Source organism: Brevibacterium atlanticum (assembly GCF_011617245.1).
GTDB classification, from domain to species: Bacteria; Actinomycetota; Actinomycetes; order Actinomycetales; family Brevibacteriaceae; genus Brevibacterium; species Brevibacterium atlanticum.
The window spans coordinates 3,740,991-3,760,349 of the sequence record NZ_CP050152.1 but is presented as its reverse complement, the minus strand read 5'-3'; the positions used below and the strand labels follow the sequence as shown (position 1 = coordinate 3,760,349).

Here is a 19,359-nt window from a genome sequence, read left to right as displayed (position 1 = left end):
TTGGGCAGTCATTTCGCCCGGGAACCCCTAGCCGCGATCCCGCGCTCCCACCCACAGCTGCTCTCGCACGCATCGCTGACATCAACCTCACCTTCGATACCACACAGGACACCCATGACCTCCTTCGCCTCTTCCGCCGCCGCTCCGACGGCCTCACCGCGGCGTCGCGCCCGCTTCGGTTTCGCCGTGCTCGCAGCCGGGTCCCTCCTCCTCGCCGGCTGCTCCGGTTCGGCGGCGGCCGAAGACGAGAACGCAGAACCTCAGGACGGCGGCACACTGAAGATCGCCTACGACGTCGACCCGACCTGCCTCGACGGGCAGCAGCAGGGCACGAACGTCACGCTCAATGTCACTCGTCAGATCACCGACTCGCTGACCGACCAGGACCCCGAGACGCAGGAGATCAAGCCGTGGCTGGCCGAGAGCTGGGATGTCTCCGAGGACGCGAAGACCTTCACCTTCCATCTCCGCGATGGGGTGAAGTTCCAGGACGGCACTGACTTCACCTCCGCCTCGGTGAAGGAGAATTTCGAAGCGATTCAGGACCTCGGGGCGAAAGCCTCCCTCGGTCAGACCTATCTCGACGGATTGAAGTCGATCAAGACTCCCGACAAGCAGACCGTCACCTTCACTTTCGACAAGTCCAACGCCCAGTTCCTGCAGGCGACGTCGACGATGTCGCTGGGCTTCTACTCCTCTGACACGCTCGCGAAGTCCGCAGAGGAGCGGTGCACCGGAGACCTCGTGGGTACGGGCCCGTTCCAGTTGAAGTCCTTCGAACACAACAAGGCGATCAAGCTCGCCCGGTTCGACGACTACGACTGGCCGTCATCGATCGCCGAGCACGAAGGACCGGCTCACCTCGACGGCATCGAATTCTCGATCGTCCCCGAAGCCTCGGTGCGCAACGGCTCGCTGCTCTCGGGACAGGTCGACGTCGACTTCTCCGTCCAGTCCCAGGATGAGAAGACCCTCGAGGCGCAGGGGCTGGGCATCGCCTCCCGCCCGAACCCCGGCGTCGTCTACAACCTCGTGCCCAAGGTCACCGGGAAGATCACCAAGGACAAGGCGGTGCGCCAGGCTCTCGTCAAAGGCATCGACCGTGATCAGCTCAAGAGTGTGATCTCCGCACACCAGGCTCCGGCCACCTCGGTGCTGGCGAAGTCGACTCCTGAGTACGAAGACCTCTCCGACCTCCTGGCCTACGATCCCGACGGTGCCAAGAAGCTCCTTGAGGACGACGGATGGAAAGTCGGTGACGACGGCATCCGGGTCAAGGACGGCACACCGCTGAGCGTGACCCTGACCTACTGGCAGGATGCGTCGTTCCTCGAGCTCGTCCAGCAGCAGCTGCGGGAGATCGGCTTCGACCTCAAGCTCGAGAAGAAGACCACCGCCGAGGTGACTGCTCAGCAGGCGGAGGGCAAAGAGGAGCTGACCTTCGGCAATCTCACCAGAGCCGACGGTGACGTGCTGCGCAACTACTTCGGCGTCAGCGAGCAGAACGGCAACGAGAGGAAGAAGGCGGAAGAGCTCGACAAGATCCTCGCCCGCACCACCTCGACCCTTGATGAGAAGGAGCGTACGGCGGACTTCACCAAGGCGGCGAAGATCCTCATCGACGAAGGCTACTCTGTTCCGATCGTCGAACTCTCCGGAGTCATCGGCACGGGAGAGAACGTCCACGACTTCAAGTACGAAGCCTCATCGCGCTTCCAGCTCTACGACACCTGGCTGGACGGTGAACAGTGATGAGTCTGCGCTATCTCGCCTCTCGCCTCGCCCAAGGGCTGCTGGTGCTGTGGATCGCGTTCACCCTCAGCTTCTTCCTCCTCTACTGGCTGCCCGGCGATCCGGTCACCACGATGCTCGGCGCCGGTGGAGAGCTGCAGAACATCGATCCCGCCGAGGTGGAACGGCTCCGTGCCGAGTTCAACCTCGACCAGCCGCTGCCCATCCAGTACCTGCTCGCCGTGTTCGCCGTCGTCCGACTCGACTTCGGCACCTCGATCCAGACAGGCGCCCCCGTCACCGAGGCGATCGCCTCAGCCCTGCCCTCGACGCTCGCTCTCGCCGCGTTGGCTCTGGGTCTCGCACTGATCGTCGGGGTCGTCATCGCCGTGACGGCGACCCTGACCCGCCGGCCCTGGCTGCGCGATACCCTGGCGGCTCTGCCGGGGCTCGGCGTCGCTCTGCCGACCTTCTGGGTCGGACTCATGCTGCTGCAGGTCTTCTCCTTCCGCATCCCGCTCTTCCCCGCGGTCGGCACCGGCACTCCGGCCGCCATCGTGCTGCCGGCCGTGACCTTGGCGATCCCGCTGTCGGCGATCATCGCCCAGGTCCTGTTCCGGTCACTGCAGAACGCATGGATCCAACCCTTCGTCACGACCTTTACCGCCTCGGGGTACACCCGCCTGCGGCTGCTGCTGCGTCAGGCCCTGCCCGTGGCGCTGCTGCCGGCGCTGACCATGGGCGGGGTGCTGTTCGGCCAGGCGCTGGCCGGGTCCGTCGTCGTCGAGAACGTATTCTCCCGGCAGGGACTCGGTCGCCTCGCCCAGACCGCCGTGACCGGGCAGGACATCCCGCTCGTCCAAGGCATCGTCCTCTTCGCCGCGGCTGTGTTCGTCCTCGTCAACCTCATCACCGACCTCACCTATCCGCTGCTCGATCCACGGCTGCGTGCCGCACGCCGAAAGACCGAATCGACAGACGCGAGCACCCCCGCCGAGGCGGCCGACCGTATCGAAGAGACGGAAGGAGTGCGCGCATGAGCCTGGCCACCGAACTGCAGAAGAACTCCCAGACGGTTCCACCCGAGTCCGGTGCGGACCATGTCCACGACGACCACATCACCGGCGGCAGCGATCTGACCCGCGGCGGCGGTCCCGGCGGCCTGCGTCGCCTCACCTCGGCGGTGGGAGCCTCGAGGATCGGGATCGTCGAGGTCATCGGGATCATCGTCCTCGGTCTCGCGGCACTCGCCGCTCTCTGGCCCACGCTGCTCACCAGCGTCGACCCGCTCACCGGAAACCCTGCCGACCGGCTTCTGCCGCCGGGTACCGAGCACATCTTCGGCACCGATCAGCTCGGTCGTGACGTCTTCGCCCGCACCGTCCACGGTTCGGCGCAGACGCTGTCGGCCAGCCTCGCCGCCGTCCTCATCGGGGTCGGTGCGGGGGTCCTCATCGGTCTGCTCTCCGGATTCTTCACCGGGGTCGTCGATGCGATCTTCATGCGCACCGTCGACGTCCTCCAGGCCGTGCCCGGTCTGCTGCTGTCGATGGCCGTGATCACCGCGCTGGGCTTCGGCACCCTCAATGTCGCCGTGGCCGTCGGCGTCGCGGCCGTGCCCTCGTTCGCACGCCTCACCCGCGCCGAGGTGATCCGGTGGCGGTCGACCGAATTCGTCCGCGCCGCCCGCGCCGATGGACTCTCCGCCGCCTCGGTCCTCGCCCGACACATCCTGCCCCAGGTCAGAGGTCCGATCGGGGCGCTGCTCGCCCTCGAGTTCGGATCCGCGGTGCTCGCCGTCTCCGCATTGAGCTTCCTCGGTTTCGGTGCCCCGCCGCCGCAGCCCGAATGGGGACTGCTCGTCTCCGAAGGCCGTGACTTCCTCGCCGCCGCCTGGTGGATGACGACGTTCCCCGGACTCGTCGTCGCCGCCGTCGTGCTCGCCGCCAACCGACTCTCCCACGCCGTCAACTCCGAGAAGGAATTCCGATGATCAACACCGATCTCCTCGCCTGGCCCGCAGCCGGTGCCGGAACCGAACTCCTCGATGACGACCACGCCGGCCCGACCGACGACGCAACCCGCACGGAGTCGACCGGCACCGACGCCCCCGCCGAGGGCACACCCCGAGATACGGCGGTCCCCGCCTCGGCGCATCAGACGAACGCCGCCGAGACGGCCGTCGCCGAGACGACCCACAAGAGCCCGCCCCGGGGTCCACACGTCCTCGAGGTCACCGGCCTGAGCGTGACCTACCCCGGTGCGACCACCCCGGCGATCACCGACGTCGACCTCACCCTGGCCCCCGGCGGCACTCTCGCCATCGTCGGAGAGTCCGGGTCCGGGAAGTCGACGACCGCCGCCGCCCTGACCGGACTCCTCCCGGCCGGGACGACGGTCGACGCGAGAACGCAGAGCCACCTCGGCGAGGATCTCATCGGGGCGAAGCCGCGCACCTGGCAGCGGATCCTCGGCACGGGGATCGCCTATGTGCCGCAGGACGCGGGCGCCGGTCTCAACCCGGTGCGCACGATCGCCTCCGCCCTGACCGAAACCCTGAGCGTCAACGGTTATGCGAAACCGCAGATCGGACCCCGTATCACCGAGGTGCTCACCGCCGTCGGACTCGACCCCGAGACCCACGGGGCACGGTATCCGCATGAACTCTCCGGCGGGCAGCGCCAGCGCGTGCTCATCGCCAATGCGATCGCCGCGCGGCCGGCGCTCATCATCGCCGACGAACCCACCTCGGCGCTCGACGCCACCGTCGCCAAGCAGGTCCTCGACGTGCTCAGCGGCCTCGTCGCCGAATCGCAGACCGCGCTCGTGCTCATCACCCACGACCTCGGGGTCGCGAAGGAGCGCGCGGACGAACTCATCGTCATGCAGGCCGGCCGCATCGTCGAGACCGGGCCCACCAGCCGTGTCCTCGCCCAGCCTCAGCACGCGTACACGCAGGGACTGCTCGCTGCGGCTCCGCACCTCGGCTGGGGTCGGCTGAGCCCGAGCTCGGGCGCCACCCGGACCGGTGCAGCCCCCACCAGCACCGAGGTGGTCCTGTCCGGACGGGGCATCGTGCGGAACTTCGGCGGGGACCGTCCCGCCGTCGACGGACTCGACATCGCTCTGCGGGCAGGGTCGACGGTGGGAATCGTCGGCGAATCCGGGTCGGGGAAGACCACCTCGGCGAGGATCCTGCTCGGTGCCGACCGCGCGGACGCCGGCGAGATCACCCTCCACGGCACGGCTCTGACTGACTACCGCCGGAAAGACCTCGGCCGGCGCGTCCGCTACGTGCACCAGGACTCGACGGCCGCACTCGACCCGCACTACACGGTCGAGCGGATCCTCACCGAACCCCTGCGCGGGCACCGCATCGGCAGCCGTGCCGACCGGCCGGGCCGGGTGCGGGAGCTGCTCGACTCCGTCGCCCTCGACCATTCGCTGCTGGGGCGCACGCCGCGGGAGCTCTCGGGAGGACAGCGACAGCGGCTCGCGATCGCGCGGGCGCTGGCGGTGGACCCTGAGGTGATCATCCTCGACGAACCGGTCTCGGCACTCGACGTCGGTGTGCAGGCACAGATCCTGCAGCTGCTCGTCGACCTGCAGGCCCGCCTCGGCGTCGCCTACCTCTTCATCTCCCACGATCTGGCCGTCATCGAACAGATCGCCGACGAGGTGATCGTGATGAAGGACGGTCGCGTCGTCGGATCCGGGCCGACCGCTCGCGTGCTGCACGAGAGCCGGGATGACTACACGCGGGCGCTCATCGACGCTGTGCCCTGCTTCGACGACTCGGCTGTGCGGGCCACCGGCGACCGCGACGGCATCGCCGCCGAGGCGGCAGCCGCCACCACCGTCGAGTCACCCGCCCCCACGAACACTCTCTCCGACCCGACCCCGACAGGAGCGCACCATGTCTGACCTCCGCAGCACCGACCAACGACGCAGCACCGACACCCCAGCCGCCGCCATTCCCGGGCAGCCGCGGCAGGTTCACTTCGCCGCCCATTTCCCGGGAGTGAACAACACCACCGTGTGGTCCGACCCGGCCTCGGGCAGCCACATCGAATTCGACTCCTTCTCCCACCTCGCCAAGACCGCCGAGGCCGGACTCTTCGACTTCTTCTTCCTCGCCGAAGGCCTGCGCCTGCGCGAACACCAGGGCCAGATCTTCGACCTCGACGTCGTCGGTCGGCCGAACACCACCGCCGTGCTCTCCGCGCTCGCCGCCGTCACCAAGCACATCGGCCTGGCCGGCACACTGAGCTCGACATTCAACGAACCCTTCGACATCGCCCGCCGACTCGCGACCATCGACCACCTCTCGAACGGTCGCGCCGCATGGAACGTCGTGACGACCTCCAACGCCTTCACCGGCGAGAACTTCCGCCGCGGCGGCTACCTCGACTACGCCGACCGCTACCGCCGCGCCGAGGACTTCATCGACGTCGCCCGGAGACTCTGGGACACCGCCGCCGGCGACGGGTCGTTTACGCATGGCAGCGACTTCTTCGACATCTCCGGCCGCTTCCCCACCGGCGCACTGCCCGGCGGGCACCCCGTCGTCTTCCAGGCCGGGGACTCGGACTCCGGCCGGGACTTCGCCGTCGGTTCGGCCGATGTCATCTTCACCCGCCACTCCGACCCCGAATCCGGTCGGAAGTTCTACGCGGACGTGAAGTCCCGCCTCGCCCGCTACGGCCGGACCGAGGACTCACTGAAGATCTACCCGGGCGTGTCCATCATCCTCGGCGACACCCCCGCCGAGGCGGTCGAACGCTCCCGCGAGGTCGCCGCCCAGCAGGTCAGCGAGGCCGGAGCCATTGCCTTCCTCGAACGCGTCTGGGACCGTGACCTCTCCGCTTTCGACCCGAACGGCCCCCTGCCCGACGTCCCGCCGGCAGCGGAATCGATCTCCCAGGGACGGGTCAAACACATCAAGGACGCGGAAGCCACGATCGCGTCATGGCGGCAGATCGCCGAGGCCGAGAAGCTCTCCGCCCGCGAACTCGTCATCAAGGTCTCGACCCGCCATTCCTACGTCGGCACCCCGGCCCAGGTCGCCACCGACCTCGCCGAGGCGGTCCGCACCAGAGCCGCCGACGGCTTCATCCTCGTCCCCCACCTCACCCCGGGCGGACTCGACGAGGTGGTGGCGAAGGTCGTGCCCGAACTCCAGGAACGCGGCGTCTACCGCACCGAATATCCGGACGGGTCCCTACGCGAGAACATCGGACTGCCTGCGGCCCGCCCGGCCGCGGACTGGGCGGAGAACCGCGATCGTGCCCGCAGCGTCCACACCGACGCAGAACTCAAGGAGGTGGGCTGACATGTCACGAGTCGTCCTGCTCTCGGCCAGCCCTTCGGAAGGATCGAAGACCGAAGCGCTGCTCGAATTCATCGCCCGCAGACTCGGCCAGTACGGCCACCGCACGGAGTTCATCAAGCTCCGCCACCTGCCCGCCGGACCGCTGCTCTCCGGGGATGCGAACGACGGCCTCATCGCCTCGGCCCGGGACACCGTCGCCGCTGCTGATGCCGTCGTCGTCGGATCCCCGGTGTTCAAGGCCACGTACACGGGTCTGCTCAAGGTCTTCATCGACCTGCTGCCGATGGATGCCCTGCACGGCAAACCCGTGCTGCCGGTGCTCACCGGCGGATCCCCCGCCCACGTCCTGGCGCTGGACTACGGCCTCAAACCGCTGCTGGCCACCCTCGGGGCGAGCTCGATCGGACGTGGACGCTTCGTCGTCTCGAGCAACATCCTCCCGACCACGGACACGACCCCGCCGAGCATCGACGAATCCGTCGAACGCGACGTCGTCGACGCCATCGACCAGTTCGACTCGGAGCTGACCGTTCGCGCCCGGTCGTGCACCCACGTCGAGGCGGCCGCCGCCGAATCCCTCATCACCGCCCCGATCGCGACCGACAGGAACCCCTCATGAGCGTCCTCATCGCCACCACCCTGACTCCCGACCCGACCACCGGCCCGGCGACCGCGAAGACCCTCGACGGCCACGCGGACTTCGCCCTCGTGACCGATGACTTCACCGGATTCGATGCGCTCGAGTACGCCTCCTGGCTCGGACCGCTGACCAGTCGCCTGGGAATCGTCCCCGAGGTCCGCACCACCCACCTCGAACCCTTCCACCTGGCCACCGCCTCGGCGACGTTGGACTACACGGCCCGCGCCCGTGCGGGACTGGCCGTGGGCATCTCGACCACCCCCACCGAGGCGGCCCTCTTCGGTCGCCGTGACCCGGCCCCGGCTCCTGCGGCTTGGGCCGAGGCCGCATCCGTCATCGACGTCATCCGCCGCCTCTGGGATTCATGGGATGACGACGCGATCATCCGCGACCGGGCCACCGACCGCTACATCGACCGCGACCGTCTCCACTACATCGAGGCGCAGCTGCAGGACTCGACGGGCACCGACTATTCCGTGCTCGGACCCTCGATCACGCCGCGGCCGCCGCAGGGTCACCCGCCGATCATCGTCCGTGCCGAAGTCGGCAACGAGGCGGCCCGTGCCGCGGCCGACGTCGTCCTCGTCGACGAGGCGGCCGGCAGCATCTCGCTCGAGGATCTGCGCACCGAAGTCGACTCCGGAGTGCCGGTGCTCACCGTCCTGCCGGCACCGACGACCCGTGCCGAGGTGGCCGAACTCATCGGTTCCGTGCGCATCCTCACCGGCCGCGGCGCCGCGGGCGTGCTGCTGAGCGCGTCCGCTGAGAACCAGCTCGACTTCAGCGTCCGCCTCGTCTCCGAGATCCTCCCCGCCCTGTACGCGGCCGGGCTGCGCGAGACCCCGGAGGCTGACTCGGCGCGTCACGGCGGCACCGAGGCGAGCGACCTGCGCACCCGCCTCGGACTCGCCCCGGCAGTGAGCCTCTATGCCGGTGCGTGAACAGCCGGAGTCGGTGGGCCACCACGAACGGCGCGCCGACCTCACGTTCATCGGCGCCGGCCCGAAGACCCTGGGCATCCTGCTTGCAGTCGCCGCGACCGAGGACGCCGGTGCGGGTATGCACATCCACCTCATCGATCCGTTCCCACCGGGGGCCGGACGGATCTGGCGGACCGAACAGTCGCCGCATCTGTGGATGAACTCGCGCACCGAAGACATCACGATCTTCCCCGACGAGTCATGCCGCCTGCTCCGCCCCGGCATCATGGGACCGACCCTGCACGAATGGATTCTCGGTGCCGGACGGGAGAGGCTCGTCGCCGCCGGGCTCGGGGACGAGGCAGCTGTTCTCGACTCCCAGTCGTTCGCCAGCCGTCGGGTCCAGGGTCACTATCTGGCGGCGGCCTTCGGGACCGCCCTGACCCATCTGAATGCGGACGTGCACATCCACCGCACCCGCGCCGAGGCGGTCCGACGTGGCGAGGACGGCCGCGGCTTCGCGGTCACGACCGCGACCGGGACGGTCATCGACACCCGCGTCCTCGTCTCGGCGCAGGGACACCTCGACATGCACCCGACCGTTGCCGACGCGGCTCTCGCAGCCCGGGCAGCAGGCTCGGTGCCGGCGGAGTCGGGTCTGTACTATCAGGGTCCCGGCTACACCGCCGACCTCGACTTCAGCGGCATCCCCGCCGGCGCCGAGGTGCTCACTCGCGGCTTCGGGCTCGCCTTCCTCGACTTCATGGTCATGGTCACCGAGGGTCGTGGCGGCCGGTTCGATTCTGCGGGTGAGTGCCTCGTCTACCGGCCGTCGGGGCGCGAACCCGTGCTGTGGGTCGGGTCCTCACGCGGCATCTCCTACAGCCCGAAGCTCGGCTACAGTCGAGCCGATGTGCCCGGCGCCCCTGCTGTCGAACTGCGGTACCTGAGGCCGGACCGCCTCGGCGCCGGCGACCGCGTCGAGAACCACCTCGGCGGGGACAACCTCGTCGATTTCACGACGGTGATCGGGCCGCTGTTCGAACTCGAACTCACCTATGCCCATTACGCGCACGTGCTGTGGAGGCGGGGAATCGAGGCCCCCGAACTGCTCGAACGCATCGACGATGCCGCGAATCGTGTGCTTGCAGGGGCACAGGGCACCGACGAGCCACGGAATGCCGACGAAAGCCGGCCCTGCCCGGTCGATGCGGTGAGAGAACGTGCCGGATTCGCGACGATAACCGCCTCGGCGCGGGAGGTCATCACCGACCCGGCGGATCTGTTCGACCTGTCCCGCCTCGACCGACCGCTGGAGGAACTGCGGTGCGCGGATCACGCCAGCGCCGAGATCGAGGTGCTCCGTCACATCGAGGATCGCCTGCGCCGCAGCGCCGATGTCCGCTTCTCCGCCGACCTCGCGGTGTTCGACGCCCTGGTCAAGTCCTATATGGCGATCCGAATGCTCGTGCGGTCGGGCCGGGTCAGCCAGATCGATCGTACGGAGATCATCGAAGGCAGCTTCCATTCTCTGTTCTCCTATATCGGCAGCGGACCACCACCGATCCGGGTCAAGCAGATCCTCGCCCTCCACGAGGCGGGACTCGTCCGCTTCCTCGGCCCCGGGCTGCGCGTCGAGGCCGGCGATACCGGGTACACCGCCCGATCCACAGCCCACCCGGAGGCGAAGACATTCACCCACTTCGTCGATGCGCGATTGGCCCGACAGAGTGCAGAGAAGGCCGCCGATCCGGTCCTTGAATCACTTCGCTCGGCCGGAGGGCTGCTCCTCGAGGACACCGCTCATGCGAAGCTGCGCACAGACGAGACTGGTCACGCGCTCGATGCTGCCGGGGATGCGCAGTCGGATCTGTTCCTGATCGGCCCCGCGGTCTCGGGATCGACGGCCGAGGCTTTCACCCGTCCGCACACGGGTGCGCCGGTGTTCGCGGACAATGAGCGCATCGCCTCGGCGATTCTCGACGCCGTGTCGGCAGCGTCCGAGCGTCGGGAGCTCCTCGCCGGGTGATGATGACGTTCTGCGTCGAAATATGACGAACATTATGACGTGGAGTGACCGTGCGCGTCATGGAGCGTGCGCGTGGGGTTCACGGCAGATCAGACTGATGGTCACCGCGGAAGCAGCGGTGACCATCAGTGAAGGAAGGATCCGCCGTGAGTTCATTTGTCACCGAACCCACCACACCCGCCGGAATCTCGACCCGATCGGTGCACTCGGGGGCTATGCCCGAGACGCACACCGGTTCGGTTGTGGCCCCGATCTTCCAGACCTCGACCTTCATGATGGACACCCCGGGCGACACTCGCGCAGGCTTCGACTACGCGCGCACCGGCACCCCGAATCGCAGCGACCTCGAAGAGGCGCTGTGCGAACTCGAGAACGCGACGTTCGCCGCCGCGGTCAACTCGGGTACGTCCGCCGAGGTGGCGGTGTTCTCCGCGCTGCTGGGACCCGGCGATGAGATCATCATTCCCCGCGACGTCTACGGCGGGACGTACCGTCTGCTGAAGAACGAGTACGAACGGTGGGGCGTGGGCGTCCGCACCGTCGACCTCACCGATACGGCAGCGCTGGCGGCAGCAGTCAGCGAGAAGACCGCGATCGTGTGGGTCGAGACGCCGAGCAACCCCGGGCTCGACATCGTCGACATCGCCGAGACCGCACGGATCGCGCACGCGGCGAACGCGCTGCTGGCCGTCGATTCGACGTTCGCGACTCCGGTCCTGCAGCGCCCGCTCGACCTCGGTGCCGACATCGTCATCCACTCGACGACGAAGTTCATCAACGGCCACTCCGATGTCATCGGCGGAGCCGTGCTCGCCGGTGACGGTACGAGCTGTCCCCGCGCCGCCGAGGCGATCGAGCGTCTCGAAAGTCATCTGGCGTCGGTGAGCCTGGGGATCGCTCCCTTCGACGCGTGGCTGACCCGGCGCGGGATCAAGACCCTGCCGGTGCGGATGAAGGCCCACTGCGAGAACGCGCAGGCCGTGGCCGAATGGCTCGAGACCCGCGACGAGATCGCCGAGGTGCACTACCCCGGACTGCCCTCCCACCCGGGTCATGAGGTCGCGAAGGCGCAGATGAGCGGCTTCGGGGGAGTAGTCTCCCTGCGCACCGACACCGAGGAGCGTGCGCTGGTGCTGGTGAAGAGCACTCGGCTGATCACGCTCGCCGAGTCGCTCGGCGGAGTCGAGTCACTCATCGACCATCCGGCGACGATGACGCACCTGGCCGTGGCCGACTGCGAGCTGAGCATCGACGGGGCGTTCATCCGCCTCTCCGTCGGCATCGAGGACATCGACGACATCCTCGCCGACCTCGCGCAGGCTCTCGATGCAACGTCGGGCGCTGTGAGCGGCAGTGCCGATTCGGCCGGCGGTGCCGCGGGCGATGGCGATTCAGCAGAAGGGGCCGCTGCCGACGGCTCGACGACGGACGCCGCGACGGCCGACGACTCGCACCACGAGGCACCGGCAGCGACTCTTCCTACCGTTGCAGCGGTGTGATGCGTCGGTAACGGCGCAATTCGTCGTCACTGGGGTGTTCTGTCGCGGCCGGTGACGGATGCTCGGAGCCGGCGGCGGCGTCTGGGCGGCGAGTCGACCCCGCGGCAGTGGGGTCGGTCACGGTGCGTGGGGGAAAACCCGATGCGGGGTCGGAGGTCTTCGTGCTGTCGGCCGCGACATCACTCCCGTAGCGTTATTGCTATGAGTGAGAAGACCCCCGAGAACCCGCAGGATCAGGAGCCGCAGGGCACCGATCCGGTGGAGCCTCAGACCCCCGACGTCACCCCGGACGCCACCGACCTCGCCGGTGCCCAGGACGCACCTGACCCCGCCGAGGCGGCCACAGCCGACACATCTGACCCCGCCGCCGGTGAGCGCGAAGAATCCATCAGCGCCGAGGCGATCGTCAATGCCCCGCCGACCGCCGAGATCGATGAACCTGAGGCCAGCCGGGCCGGAGAGTTCCGGACCAAGCCGCTCGATCTCGACATGCCGTTCGCCACCGGCTCGACGCGTCAGTATCCGCAGCAGCCGCAGGGATACGGGCCGTCGCAGGGGTACGGGCAGCCGCAGGATCCCCAGCAGCCGACGCGGCAGTACGCACAGGCTCCGCAGCCGGGACCGGCTCCGCAGACCGGGCAGACTCCACCACCCGCACAGGCTCCGACGGCCCATCTCGCATCCCCGAACTACGCGGCAGCACCCAGCCGCTCCGGTCCTCGCGTCTCCCCTTCGACCTCCTACGGCCCCGCCGGACAGCAACCCCACCAGCCGTACCAGCCCGGTCAGCCCCAACAGCCCTACCAGCCCAGGCAACCCCAACAACCTCGCCAACCTCGACCACCCCGCCAGGGGCAGCCTCCGATGCCACCTCCACGGCCACCTCGGCGAGGGAGGCAGCGCACCGAACCGGTCGCCTTCGCACCGGTCACCGGCTCATTGCCGCTGACCCGGGACGACGTCACGGAGATCCCCGCCGACGGTCCCATCACATGGCCCAAGCGGCCGACGGGGTTCATCGGGGTCGCGAACCTCGTCCTCTCGGCCGTGCTCGCCGTGATCTGGGCATGGATCCCGATCGGGCTCCTGTTCACCGGCATCGGCGGCATCTTCGCCCTCGGCCTCGGCGTGCTCGCACTCCTCGTATGGGTCCTCGTCCAGCAGGGCGCGAACGTCGTCGAACGCTACCGCGCCGAACTCATCTACGCCGATAAGATCCCCGTCCCGAAGATCGAAAGCAGCAACCGCGAACCCGGCTTCGGCCGCTTCCTCCACAACCGGTGGCTGCAGGTGAAATCCGGGGCCTTCTGGCGCTCGACCGCCCACCACTACATCAAGATGCTGGTCGGGGCGATCATCGTCGGCGGCACACTCGCCGGCATCTGCGGATCCCTGCTCGGCATCTTCTCCGCCATCAACCCCGACGGAGTCAACACCTTCTTCATCGGCGAATCCATCGAAGGACCCGCCCGCCTCGGCGTCGCCATCGGCTCGGTCATCGTCCTCGCCAGCTCCCTTGCGATACTGTGGTTCGCCCCGCTCCTCGACCGTGCCCTCGACCGGGCGCTGTTGGCCCCGGCCCGCACCGTCGCCCTCCAGGCCGAGGTCACCGAACTCGACCGGGCACGCATGGCCGGCATCGAGGCAGCCGCCGCCGAACGCCTGCGCATCGAACGCGACCTCCACGACGGAGCCCAGCCCCGCCTCGTCGCGCTGACCATGACCCTGGGGATGGCGAAGTCGAAGATCGACACCGACCCCGAACGCGCCAAGGAACTCGTCTCCGAAGCCCACACCGAGGCCAAGGGCATCGTCAACGAGCTGCGTCAGCTCGCCCGCGGTATTCATCCGGCGGTGCTCACCGACCGTGGACTCGATGCCGCCGTCTCCGCGCTCGCCGGACGCTCGACGATCCCGGTCGACGTCGACGTCCGTCTCGAAGGTCGGATCGGGCGGGAAGCCGAAGCCGTGTCCTACTTCGTCGTCGCCGAATGCCTGACGAACATCGCCAAGCACTCCGGCGCCACCAAGGCCAGCGTGTTCATCGCCCCGATCGACACCGGCGTCCAGATCGTCGTCACCGACAACGGTCAGGGTGGCGCCCGCGTCGACCGGACCGGACGGCACACCGGCATCGCCGGTCTCATCGACCGCGTCGAGGCCGCCCGTGGCACACTGAACCTGACCAGCCCCGCAGGTGGGCCGACAACCATAGTTGTGGAGGTGCCATGCGCATCGTAATCGCTGAAGACTCTGCCGTCCTGCGGGCCGGACTCGAACGACTCCTCGCCGACGCCGGACACGAGATCATCGCCGCCGTCCCCGATGCCAACGAACTCCTGGCCGTCGTCCACAACGATCCGCCGGACCTCGCCGTCATCGACGTGCGCATGCCCCCGACGTTCACCGACGAGGGAATCCGCGCCGCCGTCCTCATCCGCAAGCAGAACCCTGACGTCAAGGTCCTCGTGTTCAGCCAATACGTCGAGGAACAGTACGCGTCCGAGCTCATCGCCGAGAACACCGGCGGCTTCGGCTATCTGCTCAAGGACCGCGTGGCCGACGTCGAGGACTTCCTCGCAGCCGTCGACGAGGTCGCCTCCGGAGGCACCGTCCTCGACCCCGAGGTGGTCTCCCAGATCCTCGTGCGCACGCGGAAGAAGGACGGCCTGTCGACCCTGAGCCCGCGGGAACTCGAAGTCCTCCAGCTCATGGCCGAAGGCAAATCCAACGCCGCGATCGCCCGCACCCTCTACCTCAGCGCCGGAGCCGTTGAGAAGCACATCAGCTCGGTATTCACGAAGTTCGGTCTCACCGCCGACACCTCGGACAACCGCCGCGTCCTCGCCGTCCTCACATTCCTCGGAGCCTAGAATGCCTGCCACAGTTCGCATCAGCGAATCCGCCCGACTCGGTCTGCGCACGGTCCTCATCGTCCTCGCCGCCATCGTCCTCCTCATTCCCGTGGTCGTCACCGCCGCCCACGGCGCCTCGCGTCTCAACTACGGCAAACTCGAATCCTCGCAGCCGCTGCCGGAGACGATGAAGGAACTCAAGGTCAGCCTCGATGCGGGCGCCTCCGTCGACGTCCGCACCGATGACGACGCCGATCCCACCGTGAAACTCCGCGCCACCGGGCCCCGCGATGCCGCGCCGGACCTCAGCGTCGACTCGCGCGGTGGTGTCGCCGAGGTCGGTCTGGACGAGCACCGGAAGCTCGAGAACACGCGGGTCACCGTCACCGTCCCCACCGAGATCGCCGGTGACCTCAAGCTCAGCCTCGACAGCAACTACGGCACCTTCGACGTCGACGGCGACTACCGCGAGATCATCGCCGATACCAACGGTGGGGCCCTGTCCGTCACCGGATCGGCCGACCGCATCCACACTTCGACCGACTGGGGAGCGACCTCACTCGAAGGCACCTTCGGAACCGTGGAGGCGAAGACCGAGGTCGGCGCCATCGACGGCGAGGATCTCACCGTCACCGACCACCTCGACGCGGTCACCTCGACGGGCACACTCGACCTCGCCTTCACCGACGAGGCGATCCCGTCCGGCGGCATCAAAGCGAAGACCGAGGAAGGATCGATCGATCTGCGGCTTCCGAACCTCGAACTGGTGAATGAAGAGGCCGATGAGAATTACCTCTACCGGATCAATGCGAAGTCGACCGACGGGTCCGTCGATCTGGCCTCGGATCTCAAGAAATACGATGTGTCCGAGGACCCGAAGGACGACGAGGACACGACCCTCGTGCCGATCTCGGCCACCGCCGACACTGGTACAGTCACGGTCAACCAGAACTGAGAAGCAAGAATCGGGAAGCGACCGGCGCACGGGCGGGCTCATTATGGGCCCGCCCGTGCGGCGTCTGAGAGGTCAGCCATGCAGATCACCGTTTACGGAGCCACCGGAACGTTCGGGGCCCGACTCGTCGACCAGCTGGGCGAGCGCGGACACACGGTCATCGCCGCCCACCGCGGAAGCGGAGTCGACACGTTTAACGGCAATGGCGTCGCCGAGGCGGCCGAAGGCAGCGATGTCCTCGTCGACTGCGTCAACCGGGTGACGATGAATGGGCGCCAAGCCGTCGACTTCTTCTCCCACAGCTCCCGCTCGATCGCGCTTGCCGCGGCCGAACGGCCGGGCACCACCGTGGCCTGCCTGTCGATCGCGTTCCGCCCCGAGGTCGGCGAATCGAAGCTGCTCGGCTACTACCAGGGCAAAGCGGTGCAGGAACGCGTCTACCGGCGAATCGTCCCATCCGACGGGCTGCTGATGTTCCGCTCTGCCCAATGGTTCGAACTCGTCGACACCATGACGGTTACGGCGGGCCCGGTGCGCTTCGTGCCGAAGATGCGCGTGCAGGCTCTTGCCGCCGCCGAGGCGGTGCGGATGATGGCGGAAACCATCGACACCGGCGAGACCGGCACAGTCGAGGTCGCCGGACCGGAAGTGAGCGACTTCGCCGAGATCGCCCGTCGTCTCAGCGCGCAGCGAGCTCAGTCGGCGGGCGCAAAACCGCCGAAGGTCATCGGCCTCCCTCTTCCGGGTCCGATGGCCCGCGAGGGACTCATCCCACCGGCGCCGAGGACGTCGGCCGTGACCGTCGACGAGTGGTTGCGCACGCTCTGAGTCCTGTGTGAAGCGTTGAGCCCGGCTCTGATTCCGCGGCAAGGCGTATCATCCATCCCGGAGGTACACATGGATTGGATGGAATACGGACTCGACGGAGTCGATGCGGTCAGGGTCGTCGTCTCGTGCGTGATCTTCTACTTCGGCGTCATCCTGCTCCTGCGCGTCTTCGGCCAGCGGACTCTGGCGAGCCTGTCGAGCTTCGACCTGGCCGCGATCATGGCCATCGGGGCGATCATCGGCCGGTCCATCCTCGGTGACACTCCGACGTTGGCCGGCGGTGTTCTGGGTCTGGCGACCCTGCTCATCCTGCAGGCTCTGACCGGGCTCGGCCGCCGCTTCGGAGTGATCCGCAGCGTCGTCAGTTCCCCGGCCGTCGTGCTCATGGCGGGGAGTGAGATCCTCGCCGACAACCTCTCCAGGACGCACGTCGACCATGATGAACTGATGGCGAAGCTGCGCTCGGCCGGCATCCGCAACCGTGATGAGGTCGCGTGCGCGATCCTCGAATCGACCGGGCAGATCAGCATCATTCGGCGCGGTGTCCCCATCGCCGAGGAGATGCTCACCGGGGTCGTCGGCGCTGAGCGGGTGCCCCGCGAAGGCTGAGCCGCACTGTTGACCTCACGGCTGTCCTCCAAGGCGGATTCACTCCAGTCCTCAGTCCAGGCCGAGCACCCGTGCCCCGTTGTCCCACAGCACCGAACGCATCCAGTCGTCCCCGAGGCCGAGCCCGGCCAGGCCCGAGAGCTGATCGGCGTAGGGATAGGGGATGTTCGGGAAATCCGAACCGAGGATGATCTTGTCCTGCAGCGTGGCCAAGCGTTCACGGTAGGCGGGGGCCACCTCGGCGGGGGATTGGAAATATCCCGAGACGTACATCGTCGTGTCGAGGTGAACACCCTCGTAGGTTTCGGCGAGGTCGGCGAACTCGTCGTGCTCCGGCATGCCCATGTGGGCGATGACGAACCGCAGTGTCGGGAAGCGCTCGAGCACGTTCGCGACCGCCTTGGGGCCGGTGTACTCACCCGGCAGCGGACGAGAGCCCGCGTGGATGACGATGGGCACCTGCGCCTCTTCGAGGGCCTGCCAAGCAGGGTCGAGCACCCTGTCATCGGGGGAGAAACCGCCCACCTGGACGTGGACTTTGAAGAGCTTCGCACCGGCGGCCAGGGCGGCGGGGACGTAGTCGGCGGCTTCGGGTTCGGCGTAGAGCGTGGCGCAGTGGATGACGTCGGAATGGGCGGCGGCGAACTCGGCGTTCCAGTCATTCAGCCAAGCGGCCATGCCCGGCTTGTGCGGATAGGTCAGCGCCGGGATCGCGCGAATGCCCAGGCCACGGACGATGCGCAGTCGGGTGTCGGTGTCGTATCGATAGTGGATCGGCCAGGGCTGACCGTAATTGGCTTCGGCATTGTCGAAGTAGGCCCACACCTTGTCAAGCACGTTCTGCGGGAGGAAGTGGACGTGGATGTCGGCGAGTCCCGGCAGGCCGAGCGCCGCGAGGTAGGCGGGGATCTCCTCATCCGTGCGCGGGGGAGCGGTCATCGCCTCGGCGGCTGCTTCACTGGTGGCTGCGTCATCGGAGTCGTTCATGGCCCCACTCTATGACGTGGCCGTCCTCAGCGGGCGTCCATGACCGCGGCATAGACTGCCCGCATGAGCCTGCGCGATCCCTACCCGATCACCGCTCCGACCCTGGTCAGACCCGTCGGCCAGGCACCGTATCTGGCACCCGGTGAGACCGTGACCTGGACGTTTCGCCGGTTCGACTTCCAACGCGACCACGCCGAGGTGGCCCGACCGATGCAGGTCATCGCCGATGGACCCGAAGGCCTCGTCCTGTGGTTGGCGGGCGGCATCCCGACCCAGGAGACCCGCATCGTCGGATGGGAGGACACGAACCCGCACGACGTCCCATTGGCTGCGCGGTTCCGGCCGCCCGCCGAAGCTCCGACCAGGATCAACGTCGAGGGAGCGTGGCGCGGGCGCGGAGTCCTCAAGATCGTTCCTCCGCAGGTGCCGTTCTCCGTATGGGTGCTGCTCAAGGACGACGAGAGCGGCGGGGTGCGCGCCGAGTGGTACGTCAACCTCGAAGCCACGCACGTGCGAAACGATGATGCCCTGTTCACGAGCGACCACATCCTCGACATCATCTTTCCTCTCGCTTCGATGCCGCTGCACACTCCTGACGGCGGGTTCGACGTCACCGGGGCGGTCTTCAAGGACGTCGACGAACTCGCCGCGGCCGCGAGCTTCGGGGCCTGGCCGGCTGAGTGGTCGGAGATCATCCGCGCCAATGGTGCGGAGCTGCTCGACCGCCTCGGCGATTTCGCGTGGGCCTTCGACCCCGGCTGGGAGACCGTCGCCCGCAGACAAGCGGGCGAATCGGCGGCCTCGGTCGGTGAGGATGCGGACCCGTCCGAAACGGGTAGGTCGGGGCGAGCGGCACTCGGGGCCGCCTCGGCGAGAGAAAAATCGTTCGATCAGGAACATCGATCGGTCCCGAACGGTTGCTATGACAGACAGTTCCGATGACACCGACGTGTCGATGACACGGATCAGCCGAT

The 19,359-nt window shown here is 67.9% G+C and carries 16 protein-coding genes; 15 read left to right on the top strand and 1 reads right to left on the bottom strand.

Annotated elements, in window-relative coordinates:
* Positions 1-114 precede the first annotated feature (114 nt).
* The 14 genes from GUY23_RS16720 to GUY23_RS16655 all read left to right on the top strand — a co-directional run bounded on the left by GUY23_RS16720 (position 115) and on the right by GUY23_RS16655 (position 17,398).
* Positions 115-1,752, top strand: a complete 1,638-nt coding sequence (locus GUY23_RS16720) for an ABC transporter substrate-binding protein (protein WP_228282500.1) — start codon at positions 115-117, stop codon at positions 1,750-1,752.
* On the top strand, positions 1,752-2,771 hold the full coding sequence (locus tag GUY23_RS16715; protein ID WP_166974491.1) for an ABC transporter permease: 1,020 nt from the start codon (positions 1,752-1,754) through the stop codon (positions 2,769-2,771). Before GUY23_RS16720 ends, GUY23_RS16715 begins: the two co-directional genes overlap by 1 nt.
* A complete protein-coding gene (locus tag GUY23_RS16710; RefSeq protein ID WP_166974489.1) occupies positions 2,768-3,724 on the top strand; it encodes an ABC transporter permease in 957 nt (318 codons plus the stop codon). Before GUY23_RS16715 ends, GUY23_RS16710 begins: the two co-directional genes overlap by 4 nt.
* Entirely contained in the window at positions 3,721-5,655 is a 1,935-nt protein-coding gene (locus GUY23_RS16705; RefSeq protein ID WP_166974486.1) for a dipeptide ABC transporter ATP-binding protein, read from the top strand. The genes GUY23_RS16710 and GUY23_RS16705 overlap by 4 nt, the downstream gene beginning before the upstream one ends.
* Positions 5,648-7,063, top strand: coding sequence for an LLM class flavin-dependent oxidoreductase (locus GUY23_RS16700; RefSeq protein ID WP_166974484.1), 1,416 nt, complete (start codon positions 5,648-5,650; stop codon positions 7,061-7,063). Before GUY23_RS16705 ends, GUY23_RS16700 begins: the two co-directional genes overlap by 8 nt.
* A gap of 1 nt (position 7,064) precedes the next feature.
* The gene (ssuE, locus tag GUY23_RS16695; protein WP_166974482.1) at positions 7,065-7,682 is read left to right on the top strand and encodes an NADPH-dependent FMN reductase; all 618 of its coding nucleotides are present in this window, start codon (positions 7,065-7,067) and stop codon (positions 7,680-7,682) included.
* Positions 7,679-8,644, top strand: a complete 966-nt coding sequence (locus GUY23_RS16690; RefSeq protein WP_166974479.1) for an LLM class flavin-dependent oxidoreductase — start codon at positions 7,679-7,681, stop codon at positions 8,642-8,644. Before ssuE ends, GUY23_RS16690 begins: the two co-directional genes overlap by 4 nt.
* On the top strand, positions 8,631-10,652 hold the full coding sequence (locus GUY23_RS16685) for an FAD/NAD(P)-binding protein (RefSeq protein WP_166974477.1): 2,022 nt from the start codon (positions 8,631-8,633) through the stop codon (positions 10,650-10,652). The genes GUY23_RS16690 and GUY23_RS16685 overlap by 14 nt, the downstream gene beginning before the upstream one ends.
* A gap of 215 nt (positions 10,653-10,867) precedes the next feature.
* Positions 10,868-12,151, top strand: a complete 1,284-nt coding sequence (locus GUY23_RS16680) for a trans-sulfuration enzyme family protein (protein ID WP_166976347.1) — start codon at positions 10,868-10,870, stop codon at positions 12,149-12,151.
* Between the two features lie 201 nt (positions 12,152-12,352).
* Positions 12,353-14,392 carry a sensor histidine kinase gene (locus GUY23_RS16675; protein ID WP_166974475.1) on the top strand — a complete coding sequence of 680 codons (2,040 nt, stop codon included), beginning with the start codon at positions 12,353-12,355 and terminating at the stop codon, positions 14,390-14,392.
* Positions 14,380-15,024 (top strand): response regulator transcription factor, encoded by a 645-nt coding sequence (locus GUY23_RS16670; RefSeq protein WP_166974472.1) that lies wholly within the window; start codon positions 14,380-14,382, stop codon positions 15,022-15,024. The genes GUY23_RS16675 and GUY23_RS16670 overlap by 13 nt, the downstream gene beginning before the upstream one ends.
* A gap of 1 nt (position 15,025) precedes the next feature.
* Positions 15,026-15,961, top strand: a complete 936-nt coding sequence (locus GUY23_RS16665) for a DUF4097 domain-containing protein (RefSeq protein ID WP_166974468.1) — start codon at positions 15,026-15,028, stop codon at positions 15,959-15,961.
* 78 nt (positions 15,962-16,039) lie between these two features.
* On the top strand, positions 16,040-16,789 hold the full coding sequence (locus GUY23_RS16660) for an SDR family oxidoreductase (protein ID WP_166974465.1): 750 nt from the start codon (positions 16,040-16,042) through the stop codon (positions 16,787-16,789).
* A gap of 69 nt (positions 16,790-16,858) precedes the next feature.
* Entirely contained in the window at positions 16,859-17,398 is a 540-nt protein-coding gene (locus tag GUY23_RS16655) for a DUF421 domain-containing protein (RefSeq protein WP_166974462.1), read from the top strand.
* Between the two features lie 51 nt (positions 17,399-17,449).
* Here GUY23_RS16655 and GUY23_RS16650 read toward each other — a convergent pair whose 3' ends face one another.
* Positions 17,450-18,385, bottom strand: coding sequence for an amidohydrolase family protein (locus GUY23_RS16650; RefSeq protein ID WP_228282483.1), 936 nt, complete (start codon positions 18,383-18,385; stop codon positions 17,450-17,452).
* Between the two features lie 63 nt (positions 18,386-18,448).
* Between GUY23_RS16650 and GUY23_RS16645 the strand changes: the two genes are divergently transcribed.
* A complete protein-coding gene (locus GUY23_RS16645; RefSeq protein WP_166974460.1) occupies positions 18,449-19,327 on the top strand; it encodes a DUF402 domain-containing protein in 879 nt (292 codons plus the stop codon).
* The last annotated feature ends 32 nt before the right edge of the window (positions 19,328-19,359 follow it).

Excerpts from the sequence above, each read along its gene's own strand:
- GUY23_RS16720 (WP_228282500.1), top strand. The coding sequence starts at position 115 with ATGACCTCCTTCGCCTCTTCCGCCGCCGCTCCGACGGCCTCACCGCGG.
- GUY23_RS16715 (WP_166974491.1), top strand. The coding sequence starts at position 1,752 with ATGAGTCTGCGCTATCTCGCCTCTCGCCTCGCCCAAGGGCTGCTGGTG.
- GUY23_RS16710 (WP_166974489.1), top strand. The coding sequence starts at position 2,768 with ATGAGCCTGGCCACCGAACTGCAGAAGAACTCCCAGACGGTTCCACCC.
- GUY23_RS16705 (WP_166974486.1), top strand. The coding sequence starts at position 3,721 with ATGATCAACACCGATCTCCTCGCCTGGCCCGCAGCCGGTGCCGGAACC.
- GUY23_RS16700 (WP_166974484.1), top strand. The coding sequence starts at position 5,648 with ATGTCTGACCTCCGCAGCACCGACCAACGACGCAGCACCGACACCCCA.
- ssuE (WP_166974482.1), top strand. The coding sequence starts at position 7,065 with ATGTCACGAGTCGTCCTGCTCTCGGCCAGCCCTTCGGAAGGATCGAAG.
- GUY23_RS16690 (WP_166974479.1), top strand. The coding sequence starts at position 7,679 with ATGAGCGTCCTCATCGCCACCACCCTGACTCCCGACCCGACCACCGGC.
- GUY23_RS16685 (WP_166974477.1), top strand. The coding sequence starts at position 8,631 with ATGCCGGTGCGTGAACAGCCGGAGTCGGTGGGCCACCACGAACGGCGC.
- GUY23_RS16680 (WP_166976347.1), top strand. The coding sequence starts at position 10,868 with ATGCCCGAGACGCACACCGGTTCGGTTGTGGCCCCGATCTTCCAGACC.
- GUY23_RS16675 (WP_166974475.1), top strand. The coding sequence starts at position 12,353 with ATGAGTGAGAAGACCCCCGAGAACCCGCAGGATCAGGAGCCGCAGGGC.
- GUY23_RS16670 (WP_166974472.1), top strand. The coding sequence starts at position 14,380 with ATGCGCATCGTAATCGCTGAAGACTCTGCCGTCCTGCGGGCCGGACTC.
- GUY23_RS16665 (WP_166974468.1), top strand. The coding sequence starts at position 15,026 with ATGCCTGCCACAGTTCGCATCAGCGAATCCGCCCGACTCGGTCTGCGC.
- GUY23_RS16660 (WP_166974465.1), top strand. The coding sequence starts at position 16,040 with ATGCAGATCACCGTTTACGGAGCCACCGGAACGTTCGGGGCCCGACTC.
- GUY23_RS16655 (WP_166974462.1), top strand. The coding sequence starts at position 16,859 with ATGGATTGGATGGAATACGGACTCGACGGAGTCGATGCGGTCAGGGTC.
- GUY23_RS16650 (WP_228282483.1), bottom strand. The coding sequence starts at position 18,385 with ATGAACGACTCCGATGACGCAGCCACCAGTGAAGCAGCCGCCGAGGCG.
- GUY23_RS16645 (WP_166974460.1), top strand. The coding sequence starts at position 18,449 with ATGAGCCTGCGCGATCCCTACCCGATCACCGCTCCGACCCTGGTCAGA.